The 21,076-nt window shown below is 62.5% G+C and carries 20 protein-coding genes; 11 read left to right on the plus strand and 9 right to left on the minus strand.

All coding sequences use genetic code 11. The annotated features are described in order from the left end of the window. The first annotated feature begins 37 nt into the window (after positions 1 to 37). The 5 genes from ACSMXN_RS13315 (at position 38) to efeB (ending at position 7,449) form a co-directional block, all read left to right on the plus strand. Positions 38 to 1,381 carry an RNA polymerase sigma factor gene (locus tag ACSMXN_RS13315; RefSeq protein WP_081648930.1) on the plus strand — a complete coding sequence of 448 codons (1,344 nt, stop codon included), beginning with the start codon at positions 38 to 40 and terminating at the stop codon, positions 1,379 to 1,381. 223 nt (positions 1,382 to 1,604) lie between these two features. Further along, on the plus strand, positions 1,605 to 3,242 hold the full coding sequence (locus ACSMXN_RS13320; RefSeq protein ID WP_022911951.1) for an alpha/beta hydrolase: 1,638 nt from the start codon (positions 1,605 to 1,607) through the stop codon (positions 3,240 to 3,242). 136 nt (positions 3,243 to 3,378) lie between these two features. Next, positions 3,379 to 4,956, plus strand: a complete 1,578-nt coding sequence (gene efeU, locus ACSMXN_RS13325) for an iron uptake transporter permease EfeU (protein WP_022911952.1) — start codon at positions 3,379 to 3,381, stop codon at positions 4,954 to 4,956. Between the two features lie 43 nt (positions 4,957 to 4,999). Next, complete coding sequence (gene efeO / locus ACSMXN_RS13330; protein ID WP_022911953.1) at positions 5,000 to 6,169, plus strand: iron uptake system protein EfeO; 1,170 nt, start codon at positions 5,000 to 5,002, stop codon at positions 6,167 to 6,169. Next, positions 6,166 to 7,449, plus strand: coding sequence for an iron uptake transporter deferrochelatase/peroxidase subunit (gene efeB / locus ACSMXN_RS13335; RefSeq protein WP_022911954.1), 1,284 nt, complete (start codon positions 6,166 to 6,168; stop codon positions 7,447 to 7,449). The genes efeO and efeB overlap by 4 nt, the downstream gene beginning before the upstream one ends. Before the next feature lie 121 nt (positions 7,450 to 7,570). Here the strand turns inward: efeB and ACSMXN_RS13340 are convergent, their stop codons facing one another. The 3 genes from ACSMXN_RS13340 to ACSMXN_RS13350 form a co-directional block, all read right to left on the minus strand. Next, positions 7,571 to 7,810, minus strand: a complete 240-nt coding sequence (locus ACSMXN_RS13340) for a DUF7455 domain-containing protein (RefSeq protein ID WP_022911955.1) — start codon at positions 7,808 to 7,810, stop codon at positions 7,571 to 7,573. A 234-nt stretch (positions 7,811 to 8,044) separates the two neighbouring features. After that, entirely contained in the window at positions 8,045 to 9,811 is a 1,767-nt protein-coding gene (locus ACSMXN_RS13345; RefSeq protein ID WP_027139092.1) for a DEAD/DEAH box helicase family protein, read from the minus strand. Positions 9,812 to 10,022: 211 nt separating this feature from the next. Continuing rightward, positions 10,023 to 10,658 carry a trimeric intracellular cation channel family protein gene (locus ACSMXN_RS13350; protein WP_022911957.1) on the minus strand — a complete coding sequence of 212 codons (636 nt, stop codon included), beginning with the start codon at positions 10,656 to 10,658 and terminating at the stop codon, positions 10,023 to 10,025. A gap of 108 nt (positions 10,659 to 10,766) precedes the next feature. On the opposite strand from ACSMXN_RS13350, the gene ACSMXN_RS13355 reads away from it, so the two are divergent. Further along, positions 10,767 to 11,693, plus strand: coding sequence for a YihY/virulence factor BrkB family protein (locus tag ACSMXN_RS13355; RefSeq protein WP_196811143.1), 927 nt, complete (start codon positions 10,767 to 10,769; stop codon positions 11,691 to 11,693). Here the strand turns inward: ACSMXN_RS13355 and ACSMXN_RS13360 are convergent. Beyond that, positions 11,690 to 11,914 (minus strand): DUF3039 domain-containing protein, encoded by a 225-nt coding sequence (locus ACSMXN_RS13360; protein WP_196811144.1) that lies wholly within the window; start codon positions 11,912 to 11,914, stop codon positions 11,690 to 11,692. The two genes, ACSMXN_RS13355 and ACSMXN_RS13360, sit on opposite strands and share 4 nt — an antisense overlap. A gap of 65 nt (positions 11,915 to 11,979) precedes the next feature. Beyond that, the gene (locus ACSMXN_RS13365; RefSeq protein WP_022911960.1) at positions 11,980 to 12,411 is read right to left on the minus strand and encodes a DUF3099 domain-containing protein; all 432 of its coding nucleotides are present in this window, start codon (positions 12,409 to 12,411) and stop codon (positions 11,980 to 11,982) included. 89 nt (positions 12,412 to 12,500) lie between these two features. Between ACSMXN_RS13365 and ACSMXN_RS13370 the strand changes: the two genes are divergently transcribed. Together ACSMXN_RS13370 and ACSMXN_RS13375 are read left to right on the plus strand one after the other, a co-directional pair. After that, positions 12,501 to 13,280 (plus strand): alpha/beta fold hydrolase, encoded by a 780-nt coding sequence (locus tag ACSMXN_RS13370; RefSeq protein ID WP_196811145.1) that lies wholly within the window; start codon positions 12,501 to 12,503, stop codon positions 13,278 to 13,280. A 17-nt stretch (positions 13,281 to 13,297) separates the two neighbouring features. Beyond that, the gene (locus ACSMXN_RS13375) at positions 13,298 to 14,863 is read left to right on the plus strand and encodes a DUF7782 domain-containing protein (RefSeq protein WP_196811146.1); all 1,566 of its coding nucleotides are present in this window, start codon (positions 13,298 to 13,300) and stop codon (positions 14,861 to 14,863) included. Positions 14,864 to 15,070: 207 nt separating this feature from the next. Here ACSMXN_RS13375 and ACSMXN_RS13380 read toward each other — a convergent pair whose 3' ends face one another. Continuing rightward, the gene (locus ACSMXN_RS13380; protein ID WP_022911963.1) at positions 15,071 to 15,226 is read right to left on the minus strand and encodes a hypothetical protein; all 156 of its coding nucleotides are present in this window, start codon (positions 15,224 to 15,226) and stop codon (positions 15,071 to 15,073) included. 73 nt (positions 15,227 to 15,299) lie between these two features. On the opposite strand from ACSMXN_RS13380, the gene sigB reads away from it, so the two are divergent. Together sigB and ACSMXN_RS13390 are read left to right on the plus strand one after the other, a co-directional pair. Further along, positions 15,300 to 16,262, plus strand: a complete 963-nt coding sequence (gene sigB, locus ACSMXN_RS13385; protein ID WP_027139095.1) for an RNA polymerase sigma factor SigB — start codon at positions 15,300 to 15,302, stop codon at positions 16,260 to 16,262. Between the two features lie 76 nt (positions 16,263 to 16,338). Further along, positions 16,339 to 17,361 (plus strand): PHP domain-containing protein, encoded by a 1,023-nt coding sequence (locus ACSMXN_RS13390; protein ID WP_022911965.1) that lies wholly within the window; start codon positions 16,339 to 16,341, stop codon positions 17,359 to 17,361. Positions 17,362 to 17,379: 18 nt separating this feature from the next. On the opposite strand, the gene ACSMXN_RS13395 is transcribed toward ACSMXN_RS13390, so the two are convergent. Next, the gene (locus ACSMXN_RS13395) at positions 17,380 to 18,234 is read right to left on the minus strand and encodes a rhodanese-like domain-containing protein (protein ID WP_035943050.1); all 855 of its coding nucleotides are present in this window, start codon (positions 18,232 to 18,234) and stop codon (positions 17,380 to 17,382) included. A gap of 70 nt (positions 18,235 to 18,304) precedes the next feature. On the opposite strand from ACSMXN_RS13395, the gene ACSMXN_RS13400 reads away from it, so the two are divergent. Then, positions 18,305 to 19,036: a metal-dependent transcriptional regulator gene (locus tag ACSMXN_RS13400; RefSeq protein ID WP_022911967.1), complete on the plus strand. Its 732-nt coding sequence runs from the start codon at positions 18,305 to 18,307 to the stop codon at positions 19,034 to 19,036. Here ACSMXN_RS13400 and ACSMXN_RS13405 read toward each other — a convergent pair whose 3' ends face one another. Both ACSMXN_RS13405 and ACSMXN_RS13410 read right to left on the minus strand, forming a co-directional pair. Continuing rightward, a complete protein-coding gene (locus ACSMXN_RS13405; protein WP_081648933.1) occupies positions 19,037 to 20,083 on the minus strand; it encodes a DUF4192 domain-containing protein in 1,047 nt (348 codons plus the stop codon). It lies immediately after the preceding gene. 198 nt (positions 20,084 to 20,281) lie between these two features. Beyond that, positions 20,282 to 20,887 (minus strand): hypothetical protein, encoded by a 606-nt coding sequence (locus ACSMXN_RS13410; RefSeq protein WP_155958270.1) that lies wholly within the window; start codon positions 20,885 to 20,887, stop codon positions 20,282 to 20,284. Positions 20,888 to 21,076: the final 189 nt, after the last annotated feature.

Here is a 21,076-nt window from a genome sequence, read left to right on the forward strand (position 1 = left end):
TCCTCATGACTTTCCCGCAGATCCACATTGTGCGCGATTGCAAGAAAGGGCGTACGTGGTTCCCAGCGAATCAGCCGAGCAGCCGCTAGTAAGTGCGGCAGCGACGGCGCGGAAAACGATCACGAAGCCGGTTGCGACAGCCGTCGACGCCTCGGCCGCGGCAACGATCAGCACTCCGAAGGCTCAGCCGAAGAAATCGACCGTCAAGGCGAACGCGACGAAGGTGGTCGACGCCCCTGCCGTCGGGGCCGATGTCGTCGACGACGTTGTAGGCGAAGTCGAACCAGCGGACATTCCCGCCGACGCCGAACTCGAAGAGGTGATCGTCGACACTGAGGCTGACGCCGAAGTCGACGGTGATGACCCGCCTGCGCCCGCTGAGGGCGAATCCAGTGAGTTCACGTGGGACGAGGAAGAGTCCGAGGCGCTCCGCCAGGCTCGCAAGGACGCGGAGATGACGGCCTCAGCCGACTCGGTTCGCGCCTACCTCAAACAGATCGGCAAGGTCGCACTCCTCAACGCAGAAGAGGAGGTGGATCTTGCCAAGCGGATCGAAGCCGGCCTCTATGGCGCAGAACGGCTCCGTCAGCTCGAAGCAAGCACGGAAAAGTTGCCGCTACAGCAACGTCGCGATCTGAACTGGATTGTTCGCGATGGCGAGAGGGCGAAGAATCACCTCCTCGAAGCGAACCTCCGGCTTGTTGTCTCGCTGGCCAAGCGCTATACCGGCCGCGGGATGGCTTTTCTTGACCTCATCCAAGAGGGCAACCTCGGCTTGATCCGCGCAGTGGAGAAGTTCGACTACACCAAGGGCTACAAGTTCTCGACCTACGCGACCTGGTGGATCCGTCAGGCAATCACACGAGCGATGGCTGACCAAGCTCGCACCATCCGGATTCCGGTGCACATGGTCGAGGTGATCAACAAGCTCGGCCGCATACAACGCGAACTCTTGCAGGATCTGGGACGAGAGCCCACACCGGAAGAGCTCGCGAAAGAAATGGATATCACGCCCGACAAGGTCTTGGAAATCCAGCAGTACGCTCGTGAACCGATCTCTCTTGATCAAACGATCGGCGACGAGGGCGACAGCCAGCTCGGCGACTTCATCGAAGACTCAGAAGCCGTCGTTGCCGTGGACGCAGTCTCATTCACGCTTCTTCAGGATCAGTTGCAGTCGGTGTTGCATACGTTGTCTGAACGCGAAGCGGGAGTCGTAAAGTTGCGATTTGGCCTCACGGATGGTCAGCCGAGGACCTTGGACGAAATCGGCCAGGTCTATGGCGTCACACGTGAACGGATTCGTCAGATTGAATCGAAGACGATGTCAAAGTTGCGGCACCCTTCGCGATCGCAAGTCCTGCGCGATTATCTCGACTGACCGAACCCCTGCTCACTGCAACATCCAAGGGCATCGAATGAAGGCCTCGTCAACGACGACGAGGCCTTCATTCGTTTCTGAAGGGTATGAGCGAGCTAGCTAATCAATGTGTGTTTAGCCAGAATATAGATTTGTTCAACGCTTGAAATCGGATGTATCCGGTGGAAACCTCTCGTTCGGCACGTGCGGCATACCCGCCGCTCGCCCGATGAAAAGGGGTCTCATGAGGAAACTCCGCAGAACCGCTGTCGCCATCGCCAGCGTCGCACTCACCGTCGGATTGGCGCCCGTCGCCGCGCAAGCCGCACCGCGCGATTCGACACCCGCTCACTCTCCCGCAGTCCAGAACGGCCCATCCTCGGTCAACTGGGGCCAATGTGCCAGTCCTGGCCTGCAACGGCGTGGCGCCGAATGCGCCATGATCTCGGTGCCGCTGGATTACCGGCATCCGGCCAGCACGAAGATCCAACTCGCTGTGTCTCGCATTAAGCACAAGGTCCCCGACTCGCAGTACCAAGGGATCATGCTGGTCAATCCGGGCGGCCCTGGTGGTTCCGGGCTGACCCTTTCGGTGCTGGGCGAGTTCGTGCCGAACGGGGCTGGGGATTACTACGACTGGATTGGGTTCGATCCGCGCGGCGTGGGCTCCAGCGTCCCGGCGGTCAGCTGTGACCCCACTTATTTCGGATTCGACCGGCCTAACTACGTGCCCGTGACCAAAGCGATCGAAAACGCGTGGCTCGCCAAAACCAAGGGCTACGCCAAGGACTGCGCAGCCAACAACGGCGCGATCCTCGACCATCTCACCACCGTTGATTCGGCCCGCGACATGGACAGCATCCGCGCGGCGCTCGGGGCGAAACAAATCAACTACTACGGCTTCTCCTACGGGACCTACCTGGGACAGGTTTACGGCACCCTGTACCCGCAGCGCGTGCGCAGAATGGTGCTCGACAGCAATGTCGATCCGCGAAATGTCTGGTATCAAGCGAACCTCGATCAGGACATCGCCTTCGACAAGAACATGAACATCTGGTTCGGCTGGTTGGCCAAATACGACTCGGTCTATCACCTGGGAAAGACTCCAAATGCGGTTCGAAATCTCTGGTACGCCACGCGGGCCAAGTTGGCGAAAACGCCGGCTGACGGAAAAATCGGGGCGTCTGAATGGACCGACGCCTTCCTGTACGCCGGTTACTACCAGTCGACCTGGACAGACCTAGCCGAGACCTTCGCCGGTTATATCCATAACAACGATGTGGCAAATCTCGAGCAGCATTACCTTGACGCCAATGGCTTCGGCGACGACAACGGATATGCGATATACCTTGGCGTGCAGTGCACCGACGTCCAATGGCCACAAAGCTGGGCGAAGTGGGAACGCGATAACTGGCTCACCTACGCGCAGGCTCCATTTGAGACGTGGGGCAATGCGTGGTTCAACGCTCCGTGTCGAAATTGGCCGGCTCCGGCCCAGCGGCCGGTTCGCGTCAGCGGAACGGGCGTGGCGAGCATGCTGTTGATCGACGAAACGCTCGATGCGGCGACACCGTACGAGGGCAGCCTAGAAGTACGTAGGTTGTTCCCCCATGCGAGCCTGATCGCACTGCCGGGCGGAACATCGCATGCAAATTCCTTGAATGGTGACACCTGCCTGGACAATCAGATCGCTGCGTACTTGGCGGACGGCACTCTGCCCGCTCGTGTCCACGGCAATCGTGCAGACGCGGTTTGTGCCCCACTCCCACAACCGGTCCCGGACGCAACGGCATCGGCGGCTTCCACTGCCAAGGGCGCACAGAGGGTGCTTCAAGGGGCTGCGGCCGTGCGGAGCGGCTTGGAGGTCCTGGCACACCCGTGATCAACTGAGCTACCAATTCCGATTGTGTAACAGCGGGCATCCATAGGGTGCCCGCTGTTACACGATCCTGGGTTTGTCGCCTTCCATCCGCTAGTCTGCGATGGATAGGTAAGGCTCACCTCAGGGATGGATCGGGATGCTCCCCACGTTCGTCATCGGGCTCCGCGAGGGGCTCGAAGCCGCGCTGATCGTCAGCATCGTGGCGACCTTTCTCAGGCGCAACGGCCGCCCAGATCTCTTGCGGTGGGTCTTTGCCGGAGTATTGCTTGCCGTTGTACTTTGCGCCGGAGTCGGTATCGGACTAAAAGTCCTATCGCAGAATCTGCCGCAGCGCCAACAAGAAGGTCTCGAGACAATCATCGGCGCCGTGGCAGTGGTGATGGTCACCTACATGGTGGTCTGGATGCGGCGGCATTCTCGCGATCTGAAGGGTCAACTCGAAGGGGCGGCGTCAGTGGCGCTCGCCGCCGGCTCGGGATTTGCCTTGGTTCTGATGGCCTTCCTGGCGGTACTCCGAGAAGGCTTCGAGACCGCGGTCTTTCTTCTTGCCGCCTTCAACGAGAGCGACAGCGGTCCCAGCGCGGGGCTGGGCGCACTCCTCGGCGTGCTCCTGGCGGTCGCCCTTGGATACGCGATTTATCGCGGCGGCGTTCGAATCAACCTGTCGAAATTCTTCCGTGCCACAGGCGTGGTTCTCGTCCTGGTTGCGGCCGGTCTGGTGGTAACCGCATTCCACACCGCCCACGAAGCAGGCTGGATAAATTCGGGCCAGCAGCAGGTACTCGACCTGACGGCCGTAGTGCGACCGGGGAGCGTACAAGCGAGCCTGCTGACGGGAATGTTGGGTATCCAGGAACGCCCCACGGTGATCGAAGTCGTGGCATGGCTTGCCTATCTGATTCCGGTTGGCCTCTATGTGGCCTGGCCTCCGGGCAAGGCAGTCGGGCGGCCACTCCAGCGGCGCATCGCAATCTCGGTGGCAGCAATCGCTGCCGTGACGGCAGTCGTTTGTCTGGCAATCGCTCCCTCGAGTCCGAGCGATCACCCGGTGACGAGCTTCGGTCCAGTCTCTGCCCAGCTGCTCGGCCGTTCAGCCTCCACCGCAACCATCAGCTCGGGACTACCTGGGTCGGTAACCGATGGCGCGCCCAACCAAACGTTTTCCGCGAAACGCAGTGCTTCCGAACTTCGCGACGGCCTGCATACGGAGGTGTTCACGGCCCAGACGACTGGGAGCGCCAGCCGCGGTCTGCCCGCGGAAATGACCTTGGCCGAGATCGCCGAACGCAACGGTGGCCGGTTGCCGCTGGGGGCAAACGCTAACGACACGTCCGCGACCGAGGTTCCGGTCAGCTATCTGGAGCAGTCCGAGATCAGCTGGTGGGTCGAGCCGCAGACGGACCGAATCATCGACATACGTGCGGTGGCCTCGGTACAAACTGTTGCCGGCTTATCGATCGGTAAGACCCCTATCGGCTCCCCCGCTCGGACGACGGCCGAGGTGGACCGAAACGCTGCCCTTGGCGCCGTCGCGCAGGCACATGCTGCAATTGACGCCGGGAATCGCAGGCAAGCCCTGTTCACGGCCGCGGCCCTGTTGGGCGCCATCGTGGTCGTGGCCCTCGGCTGGCTCTTGTGGCTCCAGATGACAATGCGGCGTGAGTCACTTTCGGCACTTGTTGCACCCCCCGAGCGCGAATATGCCCGAGATTAGGTTAGCCTCTCCTCACCAGACTGCTGATGAGGGGAACTTTGCCATGACCACTCGCCGGACGATTGCGGCGACCGCGCTCGGAGCTGCGGCGTTGCTGCTTACCGCTGCGGGGTGCAGTAGCGACAAGAAAGACAACGCGGGAGCGGGCGCAGTTTCGTCTGCAGCCGGTGATCCGCATACCGCTGTAGTGACGATCACCAGCGACAAGTGCGTCGCGGATCGAGACAGCTACGACTCCGGCGCGATCACGTTCAAGGTCAGCAACAAGGACGCCACCGGCATCACCGAGTTCGAGCTTCTCGACGGAGAACGAATCATCGGCGAGAAAGAAAACTTGCCCCCAGGGTTCTCGGGCTCGTTCTCCCTCAACGTCAACCCCGGCGATTATCAGATGTACTGCCCTGGCGCGACCACCCCGCGGGTCCCGCTGAAGGTCACAGGGACGGCCAACACCACAGCGGCCACCGACACCGGCGCGCTGTTGACAACCGGCACCAAGGATTACGGCACCTACGTCGACAACCAGATCGGCTTCCTGCTTGCTGCCTCGAATCAACTCAACGCGGCGCTGAAGGGTACCGACTTGACGGCAGCGCAGGTTGCTTACGCAAAAGCGCGGCCGTACTACGAGCGAATCGAACCGGTTGCCGAGTCATTTCAGGACCTCGATCCCGCGATCGACAATCGCGCCGATGACGTTCCGGTGACCAAACTGACCGGTTTCCATCGGATCGAATACGGTCTATTCACCCAAAAGAGTCTTACTGGCCTGGCCGTTTACGGCGATGGTCTCGTACAGAACGTTCAGAAGCTGCAAACCCTGGCCAAGGGCCTGACGTATCAGCCCGCTGAACTGGCGAACGGCGCGGTCGGCCTGCTCGACGAGGTCTCCAAGAGCAAAGTCACCGGCGAAGAGGAGCGATACTCCCACATCGACCTCCTCGACTTCCAGGCAAACGTTGAGGGCTCTGAACAGGCATTCGCGAACCTGCAGCCTGGCCTGGAGAAAATCGATCCCGCACTTACGAACACCATCACAAGCGGTTTCTCCAGTCTCGATAAGTTGTTGGACAAATACCGGGACAAGTCCCAGCCGTCCGGTTTCGTGCTCTACGGCACTCTTACGAAGGCGGACGTGACCGCGCTGGCTCAGGCTGTCCAGGCGGTCGCCGAGCCGTTGTCCCGGGTAGCAAGCAAGGTGGTTAACGCGTGACTTCAGGTGAACAAACCCGCGACGGCTCGGACGGTAACCGCCGTCCGAGCCGTCGCGGTTTCCTTACCGCGGCGCTCGGCACTGCCGGTGTCGTCGCGGCGGGCAGCGCCGGATTCGGCGTCGCCCGGGCAACTGATGCCAATGCGGCGTCCCTTGATCCGGCCAAGGAAGTCGTCGCCTTCTATGGCGCCAATCAAGCCGGCATCGCCACGCCGGCCCAGGATCGGCTGGCTTTTGCCGCGTTCGACATCACAAGCGTCGATCCAATGGCCGTTCAGACCATGCTTGGAACCTGGGCGGCGGCGGCCGCCCGCCTCACGGCTGGCGAAGCGATCGGGGCAACCGAGACGATGCCCCAAGCTCCACCCATCGACACCGGAGAGGCCGCAGGTCTCAGCCCGGCGAACCTGACGATCACCGTCGGATTCGGCCCGTCTTTTTTCGATGAGCGATTCGGATTAGCAAGAAAGCGGCCTGCAGCACTCGCAGATATCCCGAGTCTGCCCCGCGATGCACTCGAAGCTGATCGCAGCAATGGGGACCTATGCGTCCAAGCGTGCTCGAATGACCCCCAAGTTGCCTTTCACGTAATCCGCAACTTCGCTCGTATGGCGCGCGGGACGGCCGTGCTCAGGTGGTCGCAACTCGGTTTCGGTCGAACCTCAACCACCTCGAAATCTCAAGCGACGCCGCGAAACCTGATGGGATTCAAGGACGGCACGAACAACATCAAGGAAGAAGACACCTCGGACTTCGAGGACTACGTCTGGGTCGGCGACGAGACAGATCAGCCCTGGATGAAGGGTGGCAGCTATCTCGTGTCGCGCCGCATCCGCATGCTCGTCGAGTCGTGGGATGCGGACTACCTCGCCGATCAGGAAAAAGTGTTTGGTAGGCGGAAGGACACCGGCGCGCCGTTGACCGGCAAAACTGAATTCGACACCGTGAATCTCACAGCGACCAAGGATGGCGCGCTGGTCATCGACAAGGACGCGCACATAAATCTGGCCTCGCCGCTGAATCACGGCGGACAGAAGATCCTCCGTCGGGGTTATTCCTACACTGACGGGATCGACCCGGTGACCGGTTTGCTGGACGCGGGTCTGTTTTTCATCGCCTTCCAGAAGGACCCGCGTAAGCAATTCGTGCCCATCCAGCGGGCTCTCGGTACTAACGACCTGCTGAACGAATACATCAAGCACACCAGCAGCGCGGTGTTCGCTGTTCCGCCGGGCGTCACCGCAGCTGGCGACTGGTTCGGCAAGGGCCTCTTCACCTGACGCCTTCATGCTCGGCCTACAACCTGCTTCGCCTAAGACGCACGGAAACGCGACTACGACAAAGGCTGGCCGCCCACTTTGGTGGACGGCCAGCCTTTGGACGTGCTGCGCTATACGTTCGCTACGCCTCAATACCTGCAGACGCAGCCGGTGTCGGCTGCTGTTCCTCATCGAGGCGGTTGTATTCATCGACGATCTGAGCATCGAGCTCTTTCAGCTTCGGCGTGTACGCGCGGCCGTGGTGGGCGCAGAACAGAAGTTCACCACCGGCAGGCATGACGACCCGTACGTAAGCCTGCGCACCACACCGGTCACAGCGATCGACTGCGGTCAGAGGCTCTGCGGTCAAAGTGCTGGTCACTGGTTACCTCATTTTCTGCGCTGACTACTCGCGGTTGCTGGAACTCTGACGAACGGCGGGCCTCGTTAGATCTAGAGACTCATGGTGTCCGTCCGATACATACAACCAGCTCAGGCGCGCCGAAGTTCCCATCTGAACGCGGAATGAGACCTATTTCGCGTGTAGCGAACGAGGAAATACCCCCGTAACAATATGGGCTTCGCGCTTTCAGCCCGCGCCACTAACGGGCGGCCGTCAGAGCAAGCCCATCAAATGTTCGCGACGAGCTTCCAAGAGCTCCGCAGAAGCCGACGCAGATGCCGGGCCAGGGACCGCGGCTCGTAACTGCGCGTGCAAGACTCCGTGCGGAGCGCCACTACGAGCTGACAGCACGGCCACCAAACGATTGACTTCTCGCCGGAGATCCGCAGCGGCACGCCAGCTGACCCCGCCCTGCCCCAGCCCGTCTGATCGACTTGCACCCGTCATTGACACCGAATCTGTGACCGGTATCTCAGCCCGGCTGTCGACGCTCGACTGCCGGGCGCGCGACGCACGCTTGCGCATCTCGCCATCGCGCTGGGACAGCAGAGCGGCAGTCTGTTCTGGCGACAGCAGGCCAGGCAATCCCAAAAAGTCCTCGTCGTCTTCGGACACCTCGAAGTGGGGATCGCTGGTGACCGCCCGACCGGCATGCAGAACGTGGGCGAACTGCGCTTCGGCCTCCAGTGCCTCCCACTGGACCAGCAGGGCGGACTCGGCGTCCTCAGGTCGCTCATCGTCGAATTCGTCAACCAAATCCAGCGATTGGGTCGACGGAGGCGGCAGTACGTGGTTCCGATCGATTTCGAGCTCGGCTGCTAGGGCCAGCAATGGACGGACTGCGGGTAGGAATACAGTGGCCGATTCGTGTCGTCCCCGGGATCGCACGACGCGTCCGACTGCTTGTGCGAAGAAGAGTGGCGTCCGGTAACTCGTCAACCAGGCCAGGCATGCGGCTCGGGGAACATCCACGCCCTCAGACACCATTCGTACGCACACTGCGATGCGGGCTCCGCCGACTCCGAACTCGCTGATCTTTGAACTGGCCTTCGGGTCATCGGACAAGATCAAGTAGGGCCGTTCGCCCGTGACACGCTCGACGATGCCGGCATATTCGCGGGCGTCGTCCTGATCAGAAGCGAGTACGAGTCCGGCGGCGTCGGGCATACCCGAGGCACGTAGCTGCGTGAGTCGCTCATCCATTGCAGCAATGACGTGTGGCACCCAATCGCCCTTCGGGTCCAGGGCCGTTCGCCACGCCGCCTGCTCCGTCGATCTGGTCCCGGCGTCGGTGAGCGAAGCCGCGATGACTTCACCTGCTGAGTTGCGCCAGCGGCTGACTCCGGTGTAGGCAGCGAACACAACTGGGCGCACGACATGGTCGCGCAACGCGTCGGCGTAGCCGTAACTGAAGTCGGCGGTAGAGACGAGGCCACCATCATCGTCGGGTTCGTATCGCACGAAGGGAATGCGCTCAGCGGTGTTCGTCCGAAACGGCGTTCCGGTGAGACAGAGACGGCGAGTCACGTCATCGAAGGCGTCGGAGATCGCGTCGCCCCAGGACAATCCGTCTCCCGTGTGGTGAATCTCGTCGAAGATCACCAAGGATCGCTTCGCGGTTGCCCGGGCCGCATGCAGTGTCGGCTTGCCGGCGACCTGCGCATAAGTCGTTACGTAACCGTGCAAGTCCGCAGCTACGGGGCCGACGGCGTTGCTGAGTGTTGGATCCAGAGCGATGCCGAAGGTCTCCGCGGCCTCGGCCCACTGCGTCCGCAGATGATCGGTAGGCGCGACCACGACGATCCGATCGATCACCCTTCGAGCAAGCAGCCCCACCGCCAACGTCAAGGCAAACGTGGTCTTGCCTGCGCCGGGGGTCGCTGTGACGAGAAAGTCCTTGCGGGGCTCGGTGTCGTACTTGGCTAGCGCCTCGCGCTGCCAGGACCGCAAACGAGTACCGGTGATGCGGCGTTGAAACATCCGACGCCGCCCCACTTCCTCATGCCGCGATACCCATACCGTGTCGCGGCTCTCGATCTGTACTCGATACCCAATGCAACGATCGTCGCTGATCACAAGGCTAACGGTCGGCACTGTCAGGGTGAGACTTCGACCCGCGGCACTGTGAGTTTGTTCGTGAGTTTGTTCGTGAGTTTGTTCGTGAGTCTGTTCGCGACGCTGCCGAGCACGCTCAACCGCCCGCTTGATCCTCGAGGTCGCGCGCGACCGGAGCCGACCAGTGGCGAGTCAATGCCAGCATGCGTACTCCGAATACGATCGCCGCGGTCGCGATCAGCCACGGGCCGTGCAACTGATGCACGGCGCTGCCCAGGCAGACCAGGCACGCACCAATCAACGCTGCGATCGCATAGATCTCGCGCTGCAACACGACAGGGATCTGTCGCAACAGGATGTCGCGCACTACACCACCGCCGATGCCGGCGATCATCCCGACGACACACGCACCCGCGACACTCAATCCAGCTGCGAGCGACTTCTGCGTAGCTGTCACGGTGAACAGGCCTAGACCAGCTGCATCGAGCACCAGAACGAGCTTGCGCGCGCGAGAAACCTGTGGATGCCACCAAAACACGATGCCGGCGGCGACAAGGGGCATCGCCAGGTAGGGCCAGTGGCGCAACGACTCGGGTGGGCCTTGGGCAAGCAACGTGTCGCGGAGCACGCCGCCGCCGAGTGCCGTCACCGAAGCGACCACAACGACTCCGAACAGGTCGAGCCGGGCACGAACCGCGGCTAGTCCCCCGGAGAGCGCAAAGACGAACACGCCGATCAGATCCAAACCGAGCTGGGTCGTCGAGACGCTCACCCTGTGACCATAGAGAATCCAACCCGGCGTATCGGTGTCGTCACGTATGCCTGGCGGCGGCGTGTCACGGCTGTGCAAACACAGCGGCAGTGTGCAGACTTCACTTCCGTGATCAGCCTACGAGGAACCCGAACGCTGATCGGCCGAACGATTTCCAAGGCGTGGAACGATCGAGTGCTTGGGCTATCCGCCGAGGCCGCGTTCTGGCAACTCTTGTCACTTCCGTCGTTGTTCCTGGCGTTGTTGGCGGCGCTCGGATATTTTTCGGATCTGGCCGGTCCGGATACGGTCAACCGAATCCAGAACAATCTGTTGAACGGATTCTCTCGAGCTTTCAGCGCCGAGGTAGTTGATCAGTTGGTGGCCCCACTGGTGCACCAGGTTCTCAACGAGGGCCGCGGCGACGTCGTCTCGATCAGCTTCCTTCTGGCGTTGTGGGCCGGATCTTCGGCCACCGCCACCTTCGTAAACACGATCACCATTGCCTATGGCATGCGCGATCTGCGCGGTGCCGTACGAAGCCGCTTACTCGCGCTCTGGATATATCTAGGCTCGATCGTCATCGGAGTGGTGGCGCTCCCCGCGCTCGTGCTGGGCCCCTCGGTGCTGGTGAAGCTTTTTCCCGAGAGCGCACGGCATAACGCCGATCGGGTCATCAACGACGCCTACTGGCCGGTGATCATCATCCTGCTTCTGATTGGCCTGACGAGCCTCTACCATCTGGCGCCGCCAAGACGTCTCCCCTGGCGCAGGGGAACGCCGGGTGCGATTCTCGCGCTGGTGATCTTCTTACTGGGCTCGGCAGGCCTGCGCCAGTACATCGCCTTCATCGTCGCGCACAACCACGCCTACGGCACGCTAGCGGCGCCTATCGCCGCGCTTCTGTTCTTCTACCTACTGGCTCTGGGAGTCCTACTCGGCGCCGAACTGAATGCGGCAATCGAGCAGGCATCACCTACCGCGCCGCGAAAGACCCGGGCCGAGCGTGGCTGGCAAAGAGTCGAAAACGAGCCGAACGAAGAAACCGCGGGCTAACCCCGGTCGGGAATGGACTCGTAGATTTCTTTGCATCGCGCGCACACTGGCGATCCGGGCTTGGGCGTTCGTGTTACCGGAAAGACCTCACCACACAGGGCTTGAACCATGGATCCCATGACCGCGCTCTCGGCGATCTTGGCCTTGTTGACGTAATGGAAAAGCTGATCCCCGGTATCGGCCTCGGAAGTCTTGGGCGATTCCAGTGTCTGAGTGGTCATAGTCACCAATTGTGCCATCACGATCGAGGGTCGATCTATGAGTCAGGTCGAAATACTCGCCCCGGTCAAATGTCGATCACCGTGGCCTTACTGCCCTCTGTTGGGGTCGGACCCGTATCAGGCTGCCCGGTGTCGTCCGACGATTTCGAGTCCGCAGGATCGTTGGCCTCGGCGGTGCTGATCGGGGGACCTTCTAGCTGCCTCGGCCCGTCATGGTTCAGGCCAGGAACAAACCGCCGGAACTGGGCGCCCTGCTTGGGCGGCCGGTCGTTGGCGATGAGCACCGCCGTCCAGGGCAGAACGAGGGCCCCGCCAACGAATCCGGCAGCCAGCCAGCCGGAAAGGTGCACGGTTGTCGCCGCTCCGACTATGCACAGCGCCCTGATCGTCATCGTGATCAAGTACCGACGCCGCCGTTGGTCGAACGAATCGTCACCGCTCGTCGAGGCTGCGGTGATGAGCACGGGCTTATCGGAATGACGCTTGAGGGCGCGCATTGGTCTATCGTGCCACCGCGAGGACGCCAGCATCAGATGTCGCTGATGTCTCATCTCGCTTCAGCGAAGACATGCGGCACGATGGATTCGTGTCTGCGCCCACAATCGTGCTCCTGCACGGCCAACCGGACTCCTCTGCGAGTTTCTGGGCGTTGCGTCGTGCCCTTCGTAACCGAGTGGACGATGACGTTCGAATCGTGGCGCCAGATCGTCCCGGATATGGCGCAAATCAACTCACGGCCACCGACTACCAGGGCAACGTCGACTGGCTTCGCCGGTGGCTGGATCGGTTCTGCCCAGGGCCGGTGATCCTTCTCGGCCACAGCTGGGCGGGCGGTCTCGCGGCCCTGACGGCCGCCCAGGTACCTGAGCGCATTGACGGCCTCGTGCTACTGGCCTCGATCGGGCCAGAGTCTCTGGTACCGATCGATCCGATCCTCGCCGCACCCGTCGTTGGCGAAGTGCTTGCGTTCGCGACTTTGCGACTGGGACGCGGACCTATCGTTGCGCGTGCGACCAACGTCATCGGAAATAATCTCGCGCCCGATGACATCCCATACGCGAAGGCAAGCGGAGCGGCAATGCGGTATCGACCGTTGTGGCGAAGCTTTCTGGTCGAGCAGCGGGCCTTGATGCGTGATCTGCCGGCCATCACCGACGCCCTGCCGAGAATCGTGAGTCCGACGATCATCATCAGCGGCACAGCCGACCAGGTGATCCCGCCGCGCACGGCCACCGCACTGCACGCCGCGATCGCCCAATCCCGGCTGATGCGAGTGGCCGGAGGTCACGACTTGCAATTGCGACAGCCAGAGACCGTAGGCGAGCTGGTAGGAACCTTCGCGGCCACGTTGCTGGCAGACCGTTGATGGAGCAAGGTGACATCGTGCAGCCGCTATTCGGTCCGCGCTTCGTCGACGCCATGCGCCAGGCGATGGGCGAGGCATACACCGATCAAGCGGTGTCCGATGCCCTCGGTTTAGCCGGCCAGGCAGCGATGGCACGTGGCGATCTGAGCGGTGCGGAGCGTCTGACCCGCGGCGGTTCAGCGTCAGAAATCTGGATAAGGCTCTTCTTGCTCGGACTGGACGTCGAAAGCACGGTCGCAGCCAAAGCGCTGTCACCCGTCGACCTGGGCGAGGCAGTTGAGTCTGGCCTGTTGATCGCGCGTGCAGGGACCGTCCGAGCTGGGTTGGATGTTCGGCCCTATTCCGAGTCGGGCGGTCCAAACTGGTGGGTCGTATCCGACCTCGGCAGCGACGTCCGTCCCGGTGTCGTGGCCGGTGAGCATGTCCTGGGCATCGGTTCTGCGGCAACCACTCTTGCCCAGTCGACCATGCGCAGGCCGGTCGAGCGCGCATTGGATATCGGCACCGGATGCGGTGTCCAGGCACTACACCTGTCACGCCACGCAAAGTCGATCGTGGCGACGGACATAAATCCTCGGGCGTTACGGATGGCGGCGACCACCGCCGCCCTGAACGGGTTGACCTGGGACTTGCGTACCGGATCGCTGCTCGCTCCAGTGGGAGAACAGAGCTTCGATCTGATTGTGTGCAATCCGCCTTTCATCGTCGGGCCAGGCTTCAGCGCGGCGGACGAGGGGTACACCTATCGCGACAGTGGCATGGCTGGCGACGAAGTCTGCCGCGAGCTGGTCGAGGGATTACCGGACAGGTTGCGACCGGGTGGCAGCGCCCAAATGCTGGCCAACTGGGTGATCACGGCCGACGAGCGGTGGCAGGACCGCCTGGATGCGTGGCTTGCGCATGCAGACTGTGATGCCTGGATCTGGCAGCGTGAGGTCGCCGACCCCGGAGAATACGTCAGCATGTGGCTGCGCGACGCGGGCCTGCAGCCCGGTTCGCAAGCATGGCGGTCTCGCTATGACCGTTGGGCCGATTGGTTCGTCACCAATGGCGTGCTCGCCGTTGGCATGGGGCTGGTTAACCTGCATCGAACCGGCGCCACGCCGCGTGTGGTCCTCGCTGAGGACGTGGTTCAGCCAATTGAGCAGCCAATCGGGGCAGCGATCGCGCAGTGGTTCGACCGTCAGAGCTGGCTGAGGCGCGAGGGACAAACAGGCCTTCTTGACGCCTGTCTGAGGACTGCCGAGGATGTGGTGTACGAACAGCGGTCGATGCTGGCCAAGTCGATGCTGACTCAGGACGGACCAGCCCAGGGTGAGGCCGCAACCGATGATGGGTCCCTGAAACAACTCCGCCAGTTACGCAGCATGCGCTGGGAAGTCGAAATCGATAGCGCGGTCTTGGGCCTGGTTTCGACGTGCACCGGCGAAATCCCCCTTGGTTCGGGAATGGTGTTGATTGCAGACCTGTTGGGGCTGGAAGCAGTCGAGGTGGTCACCGCGCTTACACCCGTGGTGGCCGACTTGGTTCAGCGAGGATTCCTGCTGCCGCCCGATGGCTCGATTCCGCAACACCGCGCATAGCCCGCTCGCCTCCGACTCCCGTCAGCACGGTGTCAGGCTAAGCACGGTGTCGGCTCAACACGGTGTCAGGCTCAGGACGGTGTCAGGTCAGCACAATGTCTGCCTCGGCAGAGTCTCAAATGTCGCCTGCAAAGCGGGCTCACAGCCAATCCGGGAACAAGCTCCGCCGCGAATCGTTGTACAAGGTGGGACAAACAAAACCCCAATTTAGCGGACGGACACCGACGTGACGCAGCCAGCAACAAAGACGACCAAGACGACGAGCAGCGCCGAAACAACGGGGTCGAAAACCACAAGTAACGCGCCCCAGAAGCGACGGACCCCGGCCTCGCGGACGTTGCCCGGGCATCGCTCGTCCCGCACGACTACTCCCTCAAACCCCATCGAAGTGGACACCACCGTTACAACTGCCGTAGCCGAAGACTTCTCGGCTGACCTGACCGACGTGAATCCGACGTTGGCGACTGCGGACCTCGACGAGGTCGTGCAGGCCGCAGATCTGGTTCGGTCCTACCTCAACGAGATCGGCAAGGTCTCGCTGCTGTCAGCCGTAGAAGAGGTTGAACTTTCCAAGCGCATCGAGGCAGGCCTCTACGCCTCACACCTGCTCACCACCAGCAAACGGCTGACGGCTCCGCGACGCCGGGAACTCCAGGCACTGGCCGCCGATGGCGAACGTGCGAAGGACCTGTTGCTGCGTGCGAACCTCCGGTTGGTCGTGTCGCTGGCGAAGCGATACACCGGACGCGGGATGCCCTTTCTGGATCTGATCCAAGAGGGCAATCTTGGTCTCATCCGCGCAGTCGAGAAGTTCGACTACACCAAGGGCTTCAAGTTTTCGACGTACGCAACGTGGTGGATTCGCCAGGCAATTAGCCGTGCGATGGCGGACCAGTCACGCACTATCAGGCTCCCAGTTCACCTCGTCGAGCAGATCAACAAAATGCAGCGAATGCGCCGCGAACTCGGTCAGAGTCTCGGACGCGACGCCACCGACGAGGAACTCAGCCACGAGCTCGATATCACGATCGATCGCCTACATGAACTCGTTGACCACGCACGTGACCTCGTTAGCCTCGATCAGACGGTTGGCACCGAAGAGGACTCGTCGTTGGGCGATTTTATTGCCGACGCTGAAGCCACGAAGCCGACCGAGGCTGTCGAGTTCGACCTCATGCGGCGGCAGTTGGCCGACGTTCTGAATTCGCTCGAGCCGCGCGAAGCAGCGGTTGTCAGGCTTCGCTATGGCTTGGCCGACGGCAATCCGCACACGCTCGATGACATCGCCAAGAAGTTCAACCTCTCGAGGGAGCGGATTCGTCAGATCGAGCGAGAGACGATGGCCAAGTTGCGCCACCCATCGCGAGCGCAGTCGTTGCGGGACTATCTCGAATCCTGAGCTGTCCAAGCTCTGCTCGTCCATCGGCCGTGGGTGTGTTCCCGTTCGCGAATCGATCGCTCGCTACGGTGAACGAGTGGAGCCGCTTGCTGCCTTGCGAAGGATCGCCTTTCTGCTCGAGCGCGAACTTGCCCGCGATTACCGGGTCAAGGCTTTCCGGACGGCTGCGTCGGTTGTCGCCACTCGGGGCGAAGCGGAGATAGCCGCCAGAGCGCAGGCAGGGTCGCTGAAGGAGCTCACCGGGATCGGTGACGCGACTGCTGCGGTTATCAGCGAGGCCCTCGACGGACAGGTTCCCACCTATCTCGCGAAGCTCGAAGCCGAGTCTGGGCCGCTGGTCGACCTTGACGCTGAGGCCGAGACCTTGTTGCGTGCACTTCGTGGCGATTTGCACTCCCATTCGGATTGGAGTGACGGCGGCAGCCCGATCGAGGAGATGGTCGTCTCGGCAATCGAACTCGGAAACGAGTATCAAGCCCTGACCGACCACTCCCCTCGCCTCACCGTCGCACGTGGATTGACGGCGGAGCGGCTCGGCGAGCAGTTGAAGGTCGTCAACAGCCTGCGGCCACGTCTGGGCGAATTCAGACTCCTCAGCGGCATCGAGGTCGACATCCTCGAGGACGGGCGGCTGGATCAATCGCCGGAGATGCTTGTTGAGCTCGATGTCGTGGTGGCCTCCGTCCACTCGAAGCTCGCGATGGACGCCGCGGCAATGACGAGACGAATGATCGCCGCGGTGAACAATGAGCACACCAACATCCTGGGCCACTGCACGGGCAGGCTGGTCGGCGCCAAGAAACGCCCGCAAAGTTCGTTCGACCCGGTCGCGGTCTTCGAGGCGTGCGCGGCCGCCGGCGTTGCGGTAGAGATCAACAGCCGTCCCGAGCGGCTCGACCCTCCCGGCGACCTGCTCTCGATAGCAACCGCGGCCGGCTGCTTGTTCAGTATCGACACTGACGCGCATGCGCCTGGGCAGCTCGATTGGAAGCCCTATGGTTGTGCAATTGCCAGCGCCAGCCGGATCCCCGCAGACCGCATCATCAACACCTGGCCGGTCGATCGCTTGCTCGATTGGACCCGTCGGTCGCCGGCTTGAGTTACCGAGCGCGGGGTTTCACCCAGTGGCAATCGGACGACTGGGATCGGTGATCCACTCGCTCCAAGATCCGGGGTACAGCACTGCGTCGATGCCGGCCTCGTGCATGGCGAGCATCGTCTGTGCTGCCGTGACTCCCGATCCGCAGTAGACCCCGAGGGGCTCAGGGTGGCCGGAACTGCGTGCAACCCCGGCGAACTCGATTGCAAGCTCTGCAGCGGACTTGAACGTTCCGTTTGGTGCCAGGTTTGCCGCGATCGGCAGATTCCGAGCTCCGGGGATGTGGCCGGCCACCGGATCGATGGGCTCGCTTTCACCGCGAAATCGTTCCGGTGCCCGCACGTCGACTAGCCTCCCCTGCGCGGCCCAGCTGCCCGCTGTTGTCGCGTCGAGGCTCGGTAACGAACCGGGCCGGACCTGGAAAGTGCCGGCTGCCGGCGTCGCGGCGCCAACTTCCATTCGTAGCCCAGCCCGAGTCCACGCTGCCAAGCCGCCGTCAAGAACTCGTACACGCTCGAGTCCGGCCCATCTCAGGACCCACCACGCTCGAGCTGCCGCAATCGAGGAACCGCCGTCGTAGGCCACCACCGTCGAATCGGCGTCTATCCCCCAGCTCCGCATCCGTTGTTGTAGGCGCATCGGGTCAGGCAACGGATGCCGACCTTTGGCGCCCGGAGGGTCAGCGAGATCGGCATCAAGGTCGCAGAAGTGCGCAGTGGGAATATGCCCGGCGAGATAGGCGCTGTGCTGAGGTGGTGAGCCAACCACCCAGCGGACGTCGATGAGCACGGGTGGTGCGGCCTGGGCAGTGTCTGCTAACGACTCTGCTAGCTCCGAAATGCGTACGAGGCTCGCGTCGGCACCTTTATTCACGGTGACGGTTCTAACATAGGTACTCAGCACCGCGCGCCGCCGCGGCGCGAGCGGTTGAAAGAGGTCTGGCATGAATAGTCATCAACACCATCACAGTGATTTGATCGATACGACGGAAATGTATCTGCGCACCATCTACGAACTCGAAGAAGAAGGCGTTACCCCGCTTCGGGCGCGTATCGCCGAGCGACTGAGCCAGTCAGGCCCCACCGTAAGCCAGACCGTTGCCCGGATGGAGCGGGATGGTCTCGTGCAGGTCGAGAGCGACCGACACCTTCGACTGACGGATGAGGGACGACATCTGGCGACGGCAGTAATGCGCAAGCACCGTCTCGCCGAGCGCCTGCTACAGGACGTGATCGGTTTGGAATGGGATCAGCTGCATATCGAAGCCTGTCGCTGGGAACACGTGATGAGCGACGCGGTCGAACGCAGGATTCTCGCGCTACTGGACAAGCCCTTGGTTTGCCCGCACGGCAACCCCATTCCCGGCCTGGAAGAGCTGGGCCTTCCGTTCGGCGGACCGTCCCAGGAGTTTCTGCTGTCGACGCTCGCAGCGTCCGTTACTGAGGGCACGATCGACGTCCGGGTCGAACGCATCAGTGAGAATCTGCAGCCCGACGCCGAGCTGATGCGACTATTCTCGCTGTCCGGCCTGACACCGGGCAAAACGGTGTCAATTGCCCGTATGTCCGGCGGAATTCAGATCAGCGGCGGCGCCCAGACAACAGTGGTCGATTCGTCTGTGGCCGAAGGGGTCTTCGTTACGGTTCCCGAGTTGGTCGACCTCGTCGAGCGCTGATCATGGCGTGTCCGGGTTTCGCAGCCTAGGAGTATTGCGAGGATCAAGGCCGGATCGCACAGCCTGCAATAACAACCGAGCAGCGGAATAGCCTCGATCTGACTCCAGGGCCCGCTCGGCGGCCATGCCCGCAACGGTGCCATTCCCGGCCCGCCACTGGTGCCACCCGAGCAGGAAGAGCGGTGCGGCGTCGTACGGCGCGGGCAGCCGGTGCAACAGCTCTCGTAGCAGCTGCTCGGCGTCCATCGAGCCTTCGTCAATCGCCACCCACATCTCGTCGCGGATCGCGGTGTCGGCGAGGGCCACCCCGAACCGAGCGAGCTCGTGTGGTGTCAGCGCCTGGTGCGTGCTCGGCACGGTTTGGGCAGACAGACTCTGCCCGCCAGCACGCACGCGCGCCGCTTCGGCCAACGCGTCTAGATCTGACTGGACAAGCCGAGCCACCCCGTTGTTCAGCACCGCTCGGGTTACCCGGTGTTCGGCCATTTCGAGGTGTGGCTCCAACTCGCGGCGCTTGAGCTCGGCGTCTCCAGCGAGTTGCGCTTCTACTGCGGCCCGATCATCGAGCGCGACGAGACCAGCCACCGTTGCCGCGGCCGCGGCTGCCGAGCATCCGATCGCCCGAGCGGTACCCTCGCGCGGACAGCAACTCGGCTCTGTGCAGAGCAAGGACCACCACGTCGACTTCGAGACGATCAAGATGTCGATCAGTTTCAGGTCAGCGGCACGGACCGCCGCTTCGACCGCACTGGTCAGCGGCAACCACTCGGATCTCTGCACCGCCGCAGACGGCGGCAGCTCAGCGTAAACGACGGCGGCGACCGCCGAGGCGTGAGAATTGCGAAGGGCGCTCGTCAATGGCTCGAAGTCCCCGGGTGTCGCGGGACTCGGCGGAAGATCGACCCGCACCGCGACCTGCACCGTCGAACTCCTGTGTTTCGTGTTCTCTCCGCCGTCCAAACCCATCAAGACAAGGCTGTCTCGCGGGTGAAACCCGAGCAGGTATGGGATTGTCTCGACCAGCTCGCCCGGGTCGCTGATTCGGATTGAAGGAACTCCGTTGACGTCATGTAGCGAGAGTCGTCGCTCCTGCGCGGTAGAAGTGTGTTATCCACGCGCCTGTGGACGACCGACGAACCGTCCACAGGCGCGGGCGAGCGTCATCGGTTCCGGGTACGTTGCGGCGCTTGCGCGTGTCAGCGCCGGCCCCTCGCAGCGCGGTTCGCACAGCCTCGCTCGCGGTATCTACAGCGGCTGGGCACGCCACCGCGCGGCTGCCACCGCAAGGCCATCCGCCACGTCGGAATTGCGATCGGCGAGCTGCCTTTCGCGTTCGCCTTCCGGTCCGATCGCCGCACATTCGCGGCGCCCTGCTGCTACCACCCGAAAAAAGGCCGCCGCACGTTCAAGCGCGACGTCGAAGTCACCCGAATACGCCCCGGTCAGTACCGCATCAGCCAGCGCGCTGATCGCGGCCGGATCAGCGTCATCAGACACCCCAGCGACTACCTCGTCGGCCGGCGCAAATCCGCGACCAGCGCGCCAGAGCCGGGTTACCTCGTCCCCGTTTGAACGGCACCAGCGGCGTAGCAGGTACAGCGCCCATAACGCGCCCGGAAGGCTAGAGGGATGCTCGCCACGCCAGAGCTCGGCGAGTGTCTCCAGTCCGACGCGATCGGCGAGGTCGACCAACGAGCCGTCAGCGTTCTCTCGACCTTGGGTAATGACAGCCGCAGCCGTAGCGTCGGCGAGCTCAGATCGGGCGAACGGCTCGACCGCCGCCACGGCGTCTGCCAGGGCAGCCATGTCAGCACGCCTCACCGGTCGATGCGGACGTTGTGACTCGGACACGCCACCAGCCTAAAGGTTCGTTTACCGAGCCGACGTATTGAAACTCCTTCTGCGAACCGCCGTCCGTCAGGATGAGCATCGCCTTCCGAACCGGTAAACTGATGGTGGCGTCGGCCCGATCCATGGCCCCCGGTCCCACATTTGCCGCCCAGAGCGGCCTTCCGCCGTGAGGCGACCTGGCGGGCCGAC

Source organism: Parajatrophihabitans canadensis, assembly GCF_053764775.1.

Bases quoted from the DNA above. Each gene is read 5' to 3' on its own strand.
- ACSMXN_RS13320 (WP_022911951.1), top strand. From the start codon at position 1,605: ATGAGGAAACTCCGCAGAACCGCTGTCGCCATCGCCAGCGTCGCACTC.
- efeU (WP_022911952.1), top strand. From the start codon at position 3,379: ATGCTCCCCACGTTCGTCATCGGGCTCCGCGAGGGGCTCGAAGCCGCG.
- efeO (WP_022911953.1), top strand. From the start codon at position 5,000: ATGACCACTCGCCGGACGATTGCGGCGACCGCGCTCGGAGCTGCGGCG.
- ACSMXN_RS13345 (WP_027139092.1), bottom strand. From the start codon at position 9,811: ATGTTTCAACGCCGCATCACCGGTACTCGTTTGCGGTCCTGGCAGCGC.
- ACSMXN_RS13360 (WP_196811144.1), bottom strand. From the start codon at position 11,914: ATGACCACTCAGACACTGGAATCGCCCAAGACTTCCGAGGCCGATACC.
- ACSMXN_RS13365 (WP_022911960.1), bottom strand. From the start codon at position 12,411: ATGCGCGCCCTCAAGCGTCATTCCGATAAGCCCGTGCTCATCACCGCA.
- ACSMXN_RS13400 (WP_022911967.1), top strand. From the start codon at position 18,305: ATGAATAGTCATCAACACCATCACAGTGATTTGATCGATACGACGGAA.